13 protein-coding genes are annotated in these 14197 nt (G+C 63.3%); 6 read left to right on the top strand and 7 right to left on the bottom strand.

Going from position 1 to position 14197, the window contains the following annotated elements; genetic code table 11:
* The first annotated feature begins 80 nt into the window (after positions 1-80).
* From ACTJKM_RS09675 to ACTJKM_RS09660, 4 genes are all read left to right on the top strand, one after another.
* Positions 81-905 carry an N-formylglutamate amidohydrolase gene (locus ACTJKM_RS09675; protein WP_440660256.1) on the top strand — a complete coding sequence of 275 codons (825 nt, stop codon included), beginning with the start codon at positions 81-83 and terminating at the stop codon, positions 903-905.
* 14 nt (positions 906-919) lie between these two features.
* Complete coding sequence (locus ACTJKM_RS09670; RefSeq protein WP_440660254.1) at positions 920-2785, top strand: flavohemoglobin expression-modulating QEGLA motif protein; 1866 nt, start codon at positions 920-922, stop codon at positions 2783-2785.
* A gap of 8 nt (positions 2786-2793) precedes the next feature.
* The gene (locus ACTJKM_RS09665; protein ID WP_057251852.1) at positions 2794-3840 is read left to right on the top strand and encodes a glutathione synthetase; all 1047 of its coding nucleotides are present in this window, start codon (positions 2794-2796) and stop codon (positions 3838-3840) included.
* Positions 3841-4047: 207 nt separating this feature from the next.
* Complete coding sequence (locus tag ACTJKM_RS09660; protein ID WP_440660304.1) at positions 4048-5322, top strand: sugar MFS transporter; 1275 nt, start codon at positions 4048-4050, stop codon at positions 5320-5322.
* 110 nt (positions 5323-5432) lie between these two features.
* Here the strand turns inward: ACTJKM_RS09660 and ACTJKM_RS09655 are convergent, their stop codons facing one another.
* Genes ACTJKM_RS09655 through ACTJKM_RS09645 form a run of 3 tightly spaced genes read right to left on the bottom strand, consistent with a single transcriptional unit; the run spans position 5433 to position 8355 of the window.
* Positions 5433-6185 (bottom strand): ABC transporter ATP-binding protein, encoded by a 753-nt coding sequence (locus ACTJKM_RS09655; RefSeq protein ID WP_440660253.1) that lies wholly within the window; start codon positions 6183-6185, stop codon positions 5433-5435.
* Positions 6179-7246: a FecCD family ABC transporter permease gene (locus ACTJKM_RS09650; RefSeq protein ID WP_440660251.1), complete on the bottom strand. Its 1068-nt coding sequence runs from the start codon at positions 7244-7246 to the stop codon at positions 6179-6181. The genes ACTJKM_RS09655 and ACTJKM_RS09650 overlap by 7 nt, the downstream gene beginning before the upstream one ends.
* Positions 7246-8355, bottom strand: a complete 1110-nt coding sequence (locus ACTJKM_RS09645) for an ABC transporter substrate-binding protein (protein WP_440660249.1) — start codon at positions 8353-8355, stop codon at positions 7246-7248. Before ACTJKM_RS09645 ends, ACTJKM_RS09650 begins: the two co-directional genes overlap by 1 nt.
* Between ACTJKM_RS09645 and ACTJKM_RS09640 the strand changes: the two genes are divergently transcribed.
* Positions 8342-8494, top strand: coding sequence for a hypothetical protein (locus ACTJKM_RS09640; protein ID WP_162733605.1), 153 nt, complete (start codon positions 8342-8344; stop codon positions 8492-8494). The genes ACTJKM_RS09645 and ACTJKM_RS09640 overlap by 14 nt on opposite strands.
* Positions 8495-8544: 50 nt before the next feature.
* On the opposite strand, the gene ACTJKM_RS09635 is transcribed toward ACTJKM_RS09640, so the two are convergent.
* Complete coding sequence (locus ACTJKM_RS09635; protein WP_440660246.1) at positions 8545-9678, bottom strand: ABC transporter substrate-binding protein; 1134 nt, start codon at positions 9676-9678, stop codon at positions 8545-8547.
* Between the two features lie 105 nt (positions 9679-9783).
* Here ACTJKM_RS09635 and ACTJKM_RS09630 point away from each other — a divergent pair, with 105 nt between their 5' ends.
* On the top strand, positions 9784-10587 hold the full coding sequence (locus ACTJKM_RS09630; RefSeq protein ID WP_058329741.1) for a class I SAM-dependent methyltransferase: 804 nt from the start codon (positions 9784-9786) through the stop codon (positions 10585-10587).
* 402 nt (positions 10588-10989) lie between these two features.
* On the opposite strand, the gene ACTJKM_RS09625 is transcribed toward ACTJKM_RS09630, so the two are convergent.
* The 3 genes from ACTJKM_RS09625 to nirK all read right to left on the bottom strand — a co-directional run bounded on the left by ACTJKM_RS09625 (position 10990) and on the right by nirK (position 14073).
* Positions 10990-11688, bottom strand: a complete 699-nt coding sequence (locus ACTJKM_RS09625; protein ID WP_245296285.1) for a Crp/Fnr family transcriptional regulator — start codon at positions 11686-11688, stop codon at positions 10990-10992.
* Between the two features lie 229 nt (positions 11689-11917).
* The gene (locus tag ACTJKM_RS09620) at positions 11918-12835 is read right to left on the bottom strand and encodes an SUMF1/EgtB/PvdO family nonheme iron enzyme (protein ID WP_058329740.1); all 918 of its coding nucleotides are present in this window, start codon (positions 12833-12835) and stop codon (positions 11918-11920) included.
* A 101-nt stretch (positions 12836-12936) separates the two neighbouring features.
* Positions 12937-14073 carry a copper-containing nitrite reductase gene (nirK, locus tag ACTJKM_RS09615; protein ID WP_058329739.1) on the bottom strand — a complete coding sequence of 379 codons (1137 nt, stop codon included), beginning with the start codon at positions 14071-14073 and terminating at the stop codon, positions 12937-12939.
* Between the last annotated feature and the right edge of the window lie 124 nt (positions 14074-14197).

Genomic DNA, 14197 nt, shown 5'->3' with positions numbered 1-14197 from the left:
TTGAATCATTGCGGAACTCTCGGGCGTGCCCGGGAGTTGCATTCCCGAAGCGCCCATAGTGAGGGCATGCGGGAGCGAACATGCAACGCGAGCCGACGGAACAGTTCCGTTCAGCCACGCAGAACGCCTGGTGGACCGTAAATCGCGGCGATGGACCGATCGTCGGCACCGCGATCCACAATGGGCATGCCATGCGCAGCGATGCCCGGGCGCTGGTGGCGTTGACGGAGGAAGAAAGGCTGCGCGAGGAGGACCCGTTCACCGAATTCATCATCCGGGACCTTGCCAACCGCATCGTCGTCCATCGCTCGCGCTTCGAGGTCGATATCAATCGTGCCCGTGCAGGCGCCATCTATCTCCAGCCCGCACAGGCTTGGGGCCTTTCCGTCTGGCGGGAGCAGCCGCCTGCAGAGTTGATCGAAACATCCCTTGCCGTGCATGACGAATACTACGCCATGCTGCGGTCGATGCTGACGGCGATCGAACGGCGCCATCAGCGCTTCATCGTGCTCGACATACACAGCTACAACCATCGGCGGCAGGGGCCGGAGGCCGAACCGGCCGATATCGCCGAGGCACCCGAGATCAACATCGGAACCTCCTCCATGGATCGGGCCAAATGGGCCGACGTGATCGATACGCTGGTCGCTGCCATCAGCGCCACCACGCTCGCGGGTCGGCCTGTGGATGTGCGTGAAAACATTGCCTTCCAGGGACGCGGAGAACAGACGCGCTTCATCCACGAGCACTTTCCCGATACGGGCTGCGCGATCGCGATCGAGTTCAAGAAGACCTTCATGGACGAGTGGACCGGCAAGCCAGACCTCGAAGCGCTGAGGTCGCTGCGCACACTGGTCGGATCACTCGTTCCGATCCTGACCGAGGCGCTCGCGAGGCAGCGATGACGGACGGGAGACCCATGCGCGCGAGCCCTGACCCGGAGTGGCTCGATGAAGCCATTGCCCGACTGAAGGATGGTCGCGCCGTGCGACGGGACTTCGGCGAGGGTGGACGGCTGCACATCGACCGCCTGCTTCCCTTCCTCTGCGTCCATATCGCAGCCGAGCACCAGCAGCCGGTCGCGCGCGATATCGCCCAGGCGAATGCCGCCTATCTGCTGGCGCCTAGCGTCGATATCGCCGCCGTCGTCATCGAGCGGGTCGGCCGCGTGATCGAAGAGCGGCAGGGCATGTTCATCGTTCTCGAGTTTGCCGAGCTCGAAAGCGATGACCCGCCGGCCAAGGACGCGCCGTTCCTGCCGCCCTTCCTGATCGAGGTCGTCGCCGGGCTAAGCGGCGCCGAGCAGGTTGCCGCGAAAGCACTGATCGAGACCGCTGCGACGATCGAGGGAAAGTTCCGGACCCCGCATGTGACGCTTGTCGAGCGGCAACCGGAGGCACGGGCAGGGCGAAAGACCCTGGCGCTCGACTATCCCCATCTCACCGTGCGTTTTGCCCCCATCTACTGCGAGCCGGGCACCCGCCGCATCTATCCGCAATTGCGCGAGCGGCTGGTTGCGAGCGTCTTCGATGCTGGGCTCCGCGCCGTTGCGGCCTTCGCCCGCGCGCGGTCCGATGACTTCCGGCTACCGACGCATCGCGCCCTTGGCCGGAAAGCCTTCGTCGACGCGGTCGTGCGTGCCGACCGCGGCATCGACGAGATCGCCTCGAGCTTCGATTTCCTGCTCGCGGTGACGCCGATCAACGCCGAAACCGCCTGGGCGGAATTCGCGTCGAGCGGCTTTTCCAGAAGCCCCCGCCTCTACTATCGGCCGCTGGCGCTGCAGATCGAAACGGCCAAGCGCAAACTCTTCACCCTCAACTTCGAACACCTCGAAGATCCGCTGCTTTATGCCCTCTATCGGGAAAAGCAGCAGGAGGTCGATCTGCAGCTCTCGATGATATCCGCGCGCGAGACCCGCAAATTCGTCGAGCTCGGCCGCGCACTCTACGGCCCGGTGGAAAGCGAACTTCTCAACGCCGCGTCCGACATCCTTGCACGCACAGCAGCCGATGGCGACACGTCGCCGGCATCCGGCAACAAGCGCGACTGCGACTACATAAGGGAGCGTGCCCAGGCGATGATATCAGCCTATCGGCGCCAGTCGGCCGATTTCACCGCCTCCGTCGAAATTCGCGACGACCTGCCAGCCGGCCTGCTCGTCTCGCGCGGCCAATTGCTGATCGCGCGAAGCTCGGCACTCGACCCCGATCGCGTCGAGGCGCTGCTCAACCACGAGGTCGGCGTGCACCTGCTGACCTATTTCAACGGCTCGGCCCAGGGCCTCCGAATCCTCCGCTCCGGGCTTGCGGGTTACGAGGGCATGCAGGAAGGGCTTGCCGTTTTCGCCGAATACTTAAGTGCCGGCATGACCGCGGACCGGCTGCGGGTGCTTGCGGCGAGAGTCGTCGGCTGCGCCGCCCTGCTCGACGGTGCCCTGTTTCCGGAGACCTACCGGCTGCTCGTCGACGGCCACGGCTTTAGCACGGCAGAGGCCTTCAACATTACGCTGCGCATCTATCGCGGCGGCGGGCTGGTCAAGGACGCGATCTACCTGCGCGGCCTGTTGCAGCTTCTCGAGCATCTCGCCGACGGCGGCAGTCTCGAGCCCTTCTGGATGGGCAAGATCGCCGCGTCGCATTTCGGTGCGATCCAGGAACTCAATTTGCGCGGCCTCCTTGGTGCCGCGGCCATTCGCCCTATTTTCCTCGATGACGTCAAAGCGCGCGACCGACTTCAGCGAGCCCAGAGGGGAATTACCCCGCTCGACATGGTCGCAGAGTAGGAAACTGAATGCGCATCGCCTTTTTCGTCAACTCCATCGAGGGCGAAGAGACGGTCTATGCGACGACATCGCTTGCGCTTGCGGCACTCGCCCGTGGCCACGAGATCGTCTACGTCACCCCTGGTGATTTCATCCTGAGGCCCGATGGCCGCCTGATGATCCACGCCCTCAACCTCGGCGCGGCGAAGCCGCGCAAGGCCGAAACCTTCATCGCCGCGTTGCGGAGCGGCGCCACGCGGCGTGAGACGCTGGACATCGCCGACGTCGACGTTCTGTTTTTGAGAAGCGACCCGTCGGAAGACGCCGGTCCGCGCCCCTGGGCCACCCAGGCGGGCGTGATTTTCGGGCGGCTTGCGGCCGAGCGCGGGGCAATCGTCGTCAACGATCCCGACGGGCTCACGCGGGCGCAGAACAAGCTCTATCTCCAGGACTTTCCCGAGATGGTTCGGCCGACCACGCTGATCTCGAAGCATATTGAGGAGATCAGGGCCTTTGTCGACGAGCACCCGGAAGGTGTCATTCTGAAGCCGCTGCAGGGCTCCGGCGGCAAGAACGTCTTCAAGGTTAGCTCCAGCCACGAGACGAACCTCAACCAGATCTTCGAGGCGGTCAGCGAGATGGGCTATGTGATCGCGCAGGAATATCTGCCGGCAGCAACGGAAGGCGACGTCAGGCTGTTCCTGATGAACGGCCGGCCGCTCAAACGCGGCGATACCTACGCTGCGGTTCGGCGCGTCCCGGCGGAAGGTGAGCTACGTTCCAACATGCATGTCAACGGCAGGCCCGTCGCCGCCGTCGTCACGCCGGAAATGCTCGCGGTGGCCGAGCAGATGCGGCCGAAGCTGGTGCGCGACGGCATGTTCCTCGTCGGTCTCGACGTGGTCGGCGACAAGCTCGTTGAGGTCAACGTCTTTACCCCGGGAGCACTGCCTGAAATCGCCGAACTGACATCGATCGAGTTCAGCGAGGACATCATGGCGGCGCTCGAACGGAAGCTCGACATCAAACGGGCCCATGTCGGCACACTTACCAATCGCGAACTGGCCACGCTCTGACCGATAGCCGGCCTGCGACCGGGGAAATCCTACCTTTCACACTGTCAAAGCCCTGTGCGCGCGGTATAAGCGCCGCGCAACCGGATATCTTCGTGCTCTCCCAAGTGAAGATCAACGGCTGCCGCCGGCGCGTCCAATGCGACGCCCTCCCAAGGCCCCAAGCTCCGGCGTCAACGACATCATGAGGTTAAACCATTGGCAGGTATCATCACCAAGGGCGCTGAGCCCACGCGCGCGGCCTCATCCGCGTCACCGGACGCGACGGGCTATCGATTTGCCCTCTTCGCGCTCACCTCACTGTTCTTCATGTGGGGCTTCATCACGTGCCTGAACGACATTCTGATCCCGCATCTGAAGAACGTCTTCTCGCTCAACTACACGCAGTCGATGCTGATCCAATTCTGCTTCTTCGGCGCCTATTTCATCGTCTCGCTGCCCGCCGGCGCGCTCGTCAAGCGCATCAGCTACAAATGGGGGATCGTGCTCGGCCTCGTCATCGCCGCCATCGGCTGCGCGCTGTTCGTCCCGGCGGCAAGCTATCGCATCTATGCGCTGTTCCTCGGTGCTCTCTTCGTGCTGGCAAGCGGCATCACGCTGCTGCAGGTTTCGGCCAACCCCTATGTGACCGTGCTTGGTCCGCCGGATACGGCCGCGAGCCGCCTGACCCTGACCCAGGCCTTCAACTCGCTCGGCACGACGCTGGCCCCGATGTTCGGTGCAACGTTGATCCTGTCGGCTGCTGTCGTCGCCACTGCCGGCGCGACGCCGGAGCAGCTCGACGCGCTGAGGCTCGCCGAAGCAAGCGCGGTCAAGATGCCCTACCTGCTTCTTGCCGCCGCCTTCCTGCTGCTTGCGGCGCTCTTCGCCGCCCTGAAGCTGCCGACCGTCGAAGTGCATGACGAGATCGAGCCGATCACCGACGGCAAGTCGGCTTGGCACTACCGCCACCTGGTCCTCGGCGCCATCGGCATCTTCGTCTATGTCGGCGCGGAGGTCAGCATCGGCAGCTTCCTCGTCAACTTCTTAAACCAGCCCGATATTGCCGGCCTCTCCGAAGCCGAAGCCGCCCATTATGTGATGTATTTCTGGGGCGGAGCGATGGTCGGCCGGTTCATCGGCGCGGTTGCGATGCGCTTCGTCGACGACGGCAAGGCGTTGGCCTTCAACGCAGTCGCAGCGATCGTGCTGTTGCTGCTAACCGTCTTTGCCGGCGGCAGCGTTGCCATGTGGTCGGTTCTGGCGATCGGGCTTTTCAACTCGATCATGTTCCCGACGATCTTCAGCCTGGCGCTCTACGGCCTCGGGAAATATACGAGCCAGGGCTCCGGCATCCTGTGCCTGGCAATCGTCGGCGGCGCGCTGTTGCCGCTCGTTCAGGGCGGCCTTGCCGACAACATCGGCATCCACCTTGCCTTCCTGATGCCCGTCGCCTGCTATGCCTACATCGCCTTCTACGGCCTGAAGGGGCACAAGCCGACCTGATCTCAGAAGCCGCACTTCGCCGCCTCGGCGGCGAAGTGCTTTCCAGCCTCTTGAATTGGTGCAGTTCCAGACGGAAACCGCTTCAAATTTTCATGGAATTGTTCTGGCGCCTAAAGCGACTCATCGACGATGACGACCGGGCGCCCCATGGAGCAAGCCTCCACACGCGCCTCGACGCGGTAGACCGAGCGCAGCATGTCCGCGGTGATGACCTCATGGGTCGGGCCGCTCGCCAGCACCGAACCGCCGCTGATGACGATCGTGTCGTCGCAGTAGCGCAGCGCATGGTTCAGGTCGTGCAGCGCGATCAGCACCGCCATGCCCGACTGCGCCGACAGGCGCTTCATGAAGCCGAGTACCTCGATCTGGCGGAAGAGATCAAGCGCCGAGGTCGGCTCGTCCATCAACAGCACTTCGGGCTTGCGCACCAGGGCCTGGGCTATGGAGACAAGCTGGCGCTGGCCACCGGAAAGCTCGCCGAGGCCGCGAAAGGCGAGGTCGGCGATCCGGAGCTCGGCGAGCACCCGGTCGATCTCGGCGAGTTCGGCGTCCTTCACCTTCCAGCCGGAACCCTGCTTGGCCGACAGAAGCACCGACTCGTAGACGGTGAGCACGGCATTGGCGCCGGTATCCTGCGGCATGTAGCAGATGCCCTCGGGCCCCTTGGACGTGTCCGAAAGGTGGACGGTGCCGGGCCCGGACGTCAGGCTTGCGATGCGCTTGAACAGCGTCGACTTGCCGGCGGCATTGGGACCGATCACCGCCGTCAGGCCACCGCCCCTAAGGACACCTGTATTGACGTCCGACAGCACCACGCGCCGGCCATAGTTCGCACCAACCTTTTCCAGCGTCAGGCTTACCATGCACGCCTCCTGTTGGTGAAAATCAGCACGAAGAAGAAGGGCACGCCGACGAGCGCGGTGATGACGCCGATCGGAAGCACCGCGCCCGGAATCAGCATCTTGCTGACGACCGAGGTGACCGAAAGCAGCAGCGCGCCGCAGAGCACCGAGGCCGGCAGGAAGAAGCGCTGATCCTCGCCGACCAGCATGCGGGCGATATGCGGCCCGACGAGACCGACGAAACCGATCGTGCCGACGAAGGAGACCGGGATCGCCGCAAGCAGGCTGACGGTCATCATCGCCTCGAGCCTTAGCCGGCGAACATTGATGCCGAAGCTCGCCGCCTTGTCGTCGCCGAGCCGAAGCGCCGTCAGCGCCCAGGCGTGCCGTGCAAAAAGCGGCAAGGCGAACAGGAGCACGGCGCCGGTGATCCAGACCTTCGGCCAGGTTGCCTTGGTGAGGCTGCCCATCGTCCAGAACACGACCGCGGCCAGCGCTTGCTCGGAGGCGAGGTATTCGAGCAGCGACAGCGCAGCATTGAAGGTGAAGACGAGCGCGATGCCGAGCAGCACGATCGTTTCCACTGTGACGCCGCGCATGGTGGAGGCGAAGTGGATGAAGAGCGCCGCCAGCATCGCCATCAGGAAGGCGTTGATCGGCACCATGTACTGGACCGCAACCGGAAAGACCGCGACGCCGGCAACGAGGCCGAGGGCCGCGCCGAAACCGGCAGCGGCGGAGATGCCGAGCGTGAACGGACTTGCCAGCGGGTTGGCGAGGATCGTCTGCATCTGCGCGCCGGCGACCGACAGCGAGGCGCCGACCGTCACGGCCATCAGCGCGATCGGCATGCGGATGTCCCAGATCACCACCCGGAGCTGGTCGCTCACGGTTTCCGACCGGAACAGCGCCGTCAGCACATCGGCAAGCGGATAGTTCGCGGGGCCGAGCGCCATGTCGACAGCGACGGACGCAAACAGCGCGCCGATGAGACAGAAGATCAACACCAAACGGCGCAGGACGAGGGCGCGGTAGCGCCCTCGTCCTTCCATGCCGGAAACCTGGTCGGTCATGGCAACCATCACTCACCATCCTTCGGAAGCGAAACGAAATAGCCCGGGCGATAGGTCACCGGCAGGAACTTCTCGTGAAACTCTCGGAAAGTCCGATCCGGGTCGAGGTCGGCAAAGAGCTCCGGATGGAACCACTTGGCAAACTGCTGGATCGGAATGAACTCGTAAGGCGCGCCATAGAACTGATGCCAGACGGCGTGAACGTTGCCCTCCTTCACCGCCTTCAATCCGGGAAAGCCCGGGCGCTGCATCAGGCCGCGCAGACGCTCTTCAGCCGCCGCCGTATCGGCGCCACGGCCGACGCTGACGAACTGGTTGAGATCGGATTCCGCCGACCAGTTGCTGCCGGTGATGATGACATGGTCGGGATCGCTGACGATGAGCTGCTCGGGATTGAGGTCGCCGAAGGTGCCCTTGATCACGTCCGAACCGATATTGTGGCCGCCGGCCTCTTCCACCATCTTGCCGAAATTGGCCGGACCGAAGGTTCGGCAGCAGACGACGTCGCCGGTGATACCGGGAGAGCGCTCGATAAAGACTTTGGGGCGTGCGATTGCCCCCGCCTTCTTCAGACGGTCCGTCACCAACGCGATCTGGGCATTGCGGTATTCGATGAATTCACGCGCCTTTGCCTCGGCGCCGAAGAGCTGGCCGAGGATTGCGACCGATTTCTCGCTGTTGGCAGCCGGATCGACGCGGAAATCGAGATAGACGACGGCGATGCCGGCGGCCGCCGCCTTCTCGATGAAGCCGGATTCCTCGACAGCCTTCTCAGCCTCGAGGTTCAGAGTCAGTACATCGGGCTTCAGCGCGATCGCCGCTTCGAGGCTGAAATCGCCTGAAGGGATATAGCCGAAACGCGGCAGCTTCTCGATCTCGGGGAAGCGCTCGACATAGGCGGCGTAGGAATCCGGGTCCTTTTTCACGAGGTCGTCGCGCCAGCCGACGATCGTGTCGAAGACATGCTCGCCTTTCAGCGCCGCCGCGACATGGATCTGCCGCGCCTCGCCGAGCAAAATGCGCTTGGCCGGAAGCGCGATTTCGACCTTGCGGCCGGTCACGTCGATGATTTCCGCGGCACTAGCCGGCAGAGCCGCCAGCACTATGGCGGCGATCATCGCCGACGCGATTTTCCTGAAGATCGGCATTCTCATTCCTTTCGATCGCGACGCTGCTGCTGTTTTTTTAAATCGCATGCGATTTAAGGGCGAAAACATGCAGCAATTCAAAGTGCTACGGCGACCTTTGCGCGTCTAATAAGACGCGCGGCGCCGTAGAGACCTCCCCTCCTCCGGCTGTCGATCTGCTTACTTGCTGGCCGTCAGCGAAACGAAGTAGCCGCTCTCATAGGGAAGCGGCAGGAAGCGCTCATGCAGCTCCTTGAACGTCGCTTCCGGGTCGAGGTCGGCGAAGAGATCCGGATGCAGCCACTTGGCGATCTGCTGGATCGCGACGAACTGGTAGGGATTGTTGTAGAACTGGTGCCAAATGGCATGGACCTGGCCGTCCTTGACCGCCTGGACGCCGGTAAAGGCCGGGCGCTTGGTCAGGTTTTCGAGCTTGCGGGCCGCTTCCTTTACATCCGCGCCATAACCGACCCCAACCCAGGCGCCGCCCGGCACGTAACCCTGCCAGTTGCCGCCGGTGACGATGATCTGGTCCGGGTTCGCAGCGATGATCTGCTCCGGATTGACCGTGCCGAAGGTGCCGGGAATGATGTCCTTGGCCATGTTCACGCCGCCGGCGAATTCGACCATCTTGCCGAAATTCTCGTTGCCGAAAGACATGCAGCAATCGTCGGAGTAACCGCCGGCGCGCTCGACGAAGACCAGCGGCTTCTTCGGGTTGGCCTTCGCCAAAACGTCGGTCACCTTGGCGATGCTGTCGGCGCGGAACTTGATGAACTCCTCGGCCTTCTCTTCCTCGCCGAGCAGCTTGCCCATTACACGCATGCTCGGCTCGGTGTTTTCCATCGGCTTTTCGCGGAAGTCGACATAGACGAGCGGAATGCCGACCTTGGCGAGCTTCTCGATGTAGCCGGCCTCCTCCGTCGCAGTCTTGGCATCGACATTCATCAAGACAACATCGGGCTTTAGCGCCACCGCCTGCTCGATGTCGAAAGTGCCGTCCTTCATGCCGCCGAAGGTCGGCAGCTTGGCGATATCAGGGTATTTCGCGAGATAGGCGGCGTAGCTTTCCGGGTCAGCCTTGGAGAGATCGTCACGCCAGCCGACGACGCGTTTGAACGGCTCGTCACGGTCGAGCGCACCGAGGAAATAGATCTGGCGCCCTTCGCCGAGGATCACGTGCTCGACCGGTACATTGACCTCGACATCGCGGCCGGTCACGTCTTTCAGCGTCACGACATCAGCGAAGGCTGCCGTCGAAAAAAGCACGCAAAAGCCCGTGGCGGCCGCAGCCACCCTGTTGAAAAACCGCATTGTTTTCTGCTCCGCTGGAAAAATCGACGCGATCTAATGTTTCATGACTTTATTAGTCAACATTTATCTTTTAGAACGCCTCCAAACAGAGACGGCGGTATCGACATGAGCGATGTAACGGATCGGCAGAACTACAACCTGCGGGATGAGATTAAGGCCTACTGGTCGGAGCGCGCCGCGACCTTCGATCTGTCACCGGGACACGAGATCTTCTCGGAGGAGGAGCGCGCGGCCTGGCACGCGTTGTTTCTACGCCACCTCGGGCCTGGCGCCGGGCGCGCCGCGTTGGACCTTGCCAGCGGGACGGGCGTCATCTCTCACCTGCTCGACGAACTCGGCTTCAAGGTGCAGGGCCTGGATTGGGCCGAACCCATGCTCGAACGCGCCCGCGAAAAGGCCCGCAAGCGTGGCCGCTCCATCCGCTTCGCCCTTGGCGACGCCGAAAATACCATGGAGCCCGACGGCCATTACGATGTGATCGTCAACCGGCACTTGGTGTGGACACTCGTCGATCCGGCCGCAGCCTTTGCCGAATGGCTGCGTGTCATGAAACCGGGCGGCACGCTGCTGATTGTCGATGGCGACTTTGTGAACACCACAGCACTCGAGCGGCTGTTCTCGAAGCTCAGCGCCTGGGGACAACGCCTCGGCCTCTTCAGGGCGGAAACGTCGACCGGTTCACCGCAGATGATGGCGACGCATCGCAGCATTCTCTCCCGCGTGCATTTCTCAGAGGGCGCCCGCGCCGAGGCCGTCGTCGAACTGTTGCAGAAGGCCGGCTTCGTCGACATCACCGTCGACAGGGACCTCCGTGAAATCCATCGCACCCAGGCCAGGAACTGGAATGTCTTCAAGGGTCTGGCACGGCAGTCCCAGCATCGCTACGCTGTTCGGGCGGAAAAACCCTAGCAAAATCCTGCCATTGGGATTGCCCGATATCGGTTGATCCCCCACATGATAGGTCGGAATTTCGACAGCCCTGTCGTGAACGATGAACTGAAAAAGGTAGAAAAATGCGCGCTACAATCTTGTTGGCAATAGTTCTGGGCCTCGCCGCATGCTCCCAAACCGGCGGTGGCGATTACAGCGGCAACTACGAAGGCGGCGACGGTGACTTCTATCCCGGGATCGTCGCTCCAAAGTAGACCCTGAACCACCGTAAACCGTGATCTGAGATCCCTTCCCGTCGACATTGTGCAATCTTGCCATTGGCGGGGTGGGTTCTCAATAGCTCGTCACTCGCAGGTGAATGGCCGTCATGCGATGTGGAAGAACGTCGCAGGATCGCGCTCTGGTGTACGGCCGACCATTCTAGCCGCCAATCCGCTCCGCCAGGCGCCGCAGGCCTGGAATGTCCTTGAGCGTCAGCTTCTGCCGCCCGCCCTGGACGAGACCCTGCCCTTCCCAGGCGCTGAGGATGCGCGAGACCGTGTGCAGCGTCGTCCCGGTCATTTCGGCGATATCCTGGCGCGAGATCGGGAAGTCGATGCGGATGCCGCCGCCGTCGGGTTTACCGGCCTGTTCGGCGAGCCGCAGCACCGTGTGCGCGACGCGGCGTTCGACCTCTTCCGTCGACATTTCGCGGATGCGGGTATGCGCCTCGTCGAGACGCTGCCCGATCGTATGCATGGCGTTGACGGCGAGGTGAGGGTTCTTCTCGACGAAGACGTTCCAGAGCTCCGTCGGCCAGGCGAGAACCAGGCTCTCGGTCGCGGCTGTCGCCGTTCCCGGATAGTCCCTGCGCTGCAGCGCACGGGCAAAGCCGAAGAGGTCGCCGGGATTGACGACCCGGACGATGATCTGCTGCCCGTCCTTGGTGACCTGGGTCACCTTCAGCCGGCCGTGCAGCAGCAGGAAGAAGAAGTCGGCCTGCGCACCCTGCTCGAACACGGCTTCGTTCTGCGGAACACGCCGCACCGTGGCGCGCGTCAGCAGCGAATCCAGTTCCTGATCGCTCATTTTCTGGAAAAGAGGGAGCGATTTGACGAGTGTGCGATCGAGTGCAGCCACTTTGGCCCTACATCCTGCCGTTTGAGTTGCTCTGCTCTAGCACAGCCCGGAACCCTGCAAAAGGACCACGGCGCCGCACGTCCTGTCAGATGCGCAAAGGACGCTATCGCACCACGATCGCCACATGCTTTTGCCCCTGGATCGATGACGATCCAGGGGCAAAAGCATGTATCGGACCCTATGTCGGCTGAGACGGACAGGCCCCAGCGGTTTCCCCGACCACGCCATGTCACCCGGCGCCCTGGAGCCGGCGTTCGAAGGCGTAGAGGAAGCCCGAATACCAGCGGCCATCGCGCACGAGCCGGAAGCCGAGATTGTCCGGCGGCACGCCGACGGCGCAGCCGCCGCTTTTCGGATCGCGGATGAAGAAGCTCATCGACGCCCGGTGCTTGCCGTTGACGACGAAGATGCCGCAGGCGGGCTGCTCCTTCAGCACCTCGCCATCGTCGCCGATCGTCACGCGGCGGTGGCAAGTCTCTGTCCATTCCCAGACATTGCTGTCCAGATCCGCAACGCCGTATTCGTTCTCGCCGAAAGCGCCCGAAGGCTGCGGCAGCGGGTCCTTCGCCCGCTGCCGGCTCGCCTCGCGCTCGTAGTCCGCCAACCAACGCAGCGCCGGATTGTCCTTGCTGCCGTCGATCCCGAGCGCATCGTCAGGAAACTTGGAGCCGGCGGCAAAGGCCCATTGCTGGTCGGTCGGCAGACGCCAGATTTCGCCGGTCTTCCTGGTCAGCCATGCTGCATAGTCGTTCGCGTCGGTATAGTTGACCCCGGTCATCGGCACGCCCGACAGGCCGGCACCATGGCCGCCCTCCGGCTGCTGGCAGGCGCCGTCGGCGATGCAGCGTTCAAAATCCTGACGCGTCACCTGGTACTTCATGATCTCGAGCGGCTGCTCGAGCGCCGCAACGACGATGGGCGCATCGACAGCAAAGCCGTTCTTCAGGAAGTGTCCCTCCGCCCGATAGCTCATTTGACGCGGTGCGATCGTCACGGTCACCGGCGGCCTGATCGACAGGTCGACGCCGTCCTTGAGATCATCGAACAGCCCCACCTTCGCCGAAAGCACGCCACCGATTGCGGCCAAAAGGACGGCCGGGGCCGCGAGCGAGAGGAGCGAAACCGCAGATTTCTTGTTGCTGGCCATGGGAGGTCTCCGGGGAAAGGGCACGCGCTGACGAGCGCGTGCCTTTGTTCGCGTGCGGGATCGCGCAGATCGCGGCCCCGCAATCACCTTGCTTCAGCCGTCTACATCGACGCCGGCTTGACGACCGAAGTCATGAGGTCGTCGTTCCAATCGCCGGTGACCTTGAAGTGGCCGGCAGCACCTAGTTCGAAGGCCTCGATCAGGTTGTGGTTGACGTAGGCGTACACACCCGGCTGGCGGAATGTGTAGAAGGCAGCGCCCGCGGTTCCGCCCGGAATGAGCCAGGTTTCCTGGTCGAGATCCGGCGGGTTGCGGAACTTGCCGGTCGCCCAGACGTAATCACCATGCCCACCGATCAGGTGCGGCCGCGTATCGCGGTTGGCCTGCGAATGGACGACGAGCACGCGCTCGCCCACAGCCGCTGTCAGAGCGTTGTCGCCGGTCAGCGCGCCGACCGCGCCGTTGAAGACGATGTGGGTCGGGGTCAGCGTGCGCATCGCCTTCACCGCATCTTCGTAGGCATCACCGGGGGTTTCGTACTTCTTGTAGTTCCCGGCCTCGTCCTTCGGCACGTAGAAATCCTGCTCGCCGACATAGTAGATCTTGTCATAGGTCAGCGGCTGACCCTTCTCGTCCTTCAGGCCCTCGCGCGGCAGCACCATGATGGCGCCGTTCATGCCCGAGGTGACGTGCCAGGGCACCATGCCTTCGGGCGCGCAATGGTAGACGAAGACACCGGGCTTGGTGGCCTTGAAGCGAAGCGTGGTTTCCTCGCCCGGGTTGACCTGCGTCAGCGCACCACCGCCCAGCGCGCCGGTTGCGGCGTGGAAGTCGATGTTGTGCAGCAGCGTGTTGGTCGCCGGGTTGATCAGGCGGAGCTCGACATAGTCGTTCTCATGCACCACCATCAGCGGGCCAGGCACCGAGCCGTTGAAGGTCATTGCGTGGATCTCGGTGCCCTCGCGGTCGATCACCAGCTTCTTTTCCTCGATCGTCATGGTGAACTCGACGACCCGCGGTCCGGTCTTGGCGACCTGTTCATGGGCGTGGACGAAAGGCGGCTTGACGAGGTCGACCTTCACGCGCGGCAGGGTCGAGATATCGACGGGGGCAGCGCCCGCTGCCGTGACGGCGCCGGCCGCCTGTGCCGAAGCGGTATGGAGAAGCGGCGCAACCGCGCCCGCCAGGGCAGCGCCGGCAAGCATCGTCCGGCGGGTCATCTGAAGTTGTTCAGTCATCTTGCTCTCCTTCGACGCGCTCCAGCGGCCGGAATTGGCCTTCTGCGAAACGCGCCTGTATTCAACGAGTTAGGGTGGGCGGCGCCGACTTGGGCGGCCTCACCTCCGGTCTCGACCACCGGTC

It is taken from the genome of Ensifer sp. 22460 (genome assembly GCF_052044935.1).
GTDB lineage: Bacteria > Pseudomonadota > Alphaproteobacteria > Rhizobiales > Rhizobiaceae > Ensifer.
The sequence above is the reverse complement of the archived record's forward strand: the minus strand, read 5'-3'. Positions and strand labels throughout refer to the sequence as shown.

Bases quoted from the DNA above. Each gene is read 5' to 3' on its own strand.
- ACTJKM_RS09675 (WP_440660256.1), top strand. From the start codon at position 81: ATGCAACGCGAGCCGACGGAACAGTTCCGTTCAGCCACGCAGAACGCC.
- ACTJKM_RS09670 (WP_440660254.1), top strand. From the start codon at position 920: ATGCGCGCGAGCCCTGACCCGGAGTGGCTCGATGAAGCCATTGCCCGA.
- ACTJKM_RS09665 (WP_057251852.1), top strand. From the start codon at position 2,794: ATGCGCATCGCCTTTTTCGTCAACTCCATCGAGGGCGAAGAGACGGTC.
- ACTJKM_RS09655 (WP_440660253.1), bottom strand. From the start codon at position 6,185: ATGGTAAGCCTGACGCTGGAAAAGGTTGGTGCGAACTATGGCCGGCGC.
- ACTJKM_RS09650 (WP_440660251.1), bottom strand. From the start codon at position 7,246: ATGGTTGCCATGACCGACCAGGTTTCCGGCATGGAAGGACGAGGGCGC.
- ACTJKM_RS09640 (WP_162733605.1), top strand. From the start codon at position 8,342: ATGGCGGCGATCATCGCCGACGCGATTTTCCTGAAGATCGGCATTCTC.
- ACTJKM_RS09645 (WP_440660249.1), bottom strand. From the start codon at position 8,355: ATGATCGCCGCCATAGTGCTGGCGGCTCTGCCGGCTAGTGCCGCGGAA.
- ACTJKM_RS09635 (WP_440660246.1), bottom strand. From the start codon at position 9,678: ATGCGGTTTTTCAACAGGGTGGCTGCGGCCGCCACGGGCTTTTGCGTG.
- ACTJKM_RS09630 (WP_058329741.1), top strand. From the start codon at position 9,784: ATGAGCGATGTAACGGATCGGCAGAACTACAACCTGCGGGATGAGATT.
- ACTJKM_RS09620 (WP_058329740.1), bottom strand. From the start codon at position 12,835: ATGGCCAGCAACAAGAAATCTGCGGTTTCGCTCCTCTCGCTCGCGGCC.
- nirK (WP_058329739.1), bottom strand. From the start codon at position 14,073: ATGACTGAACAACTTCAGATGACCCGCCGGACGATGCTTGCCGGCGCT.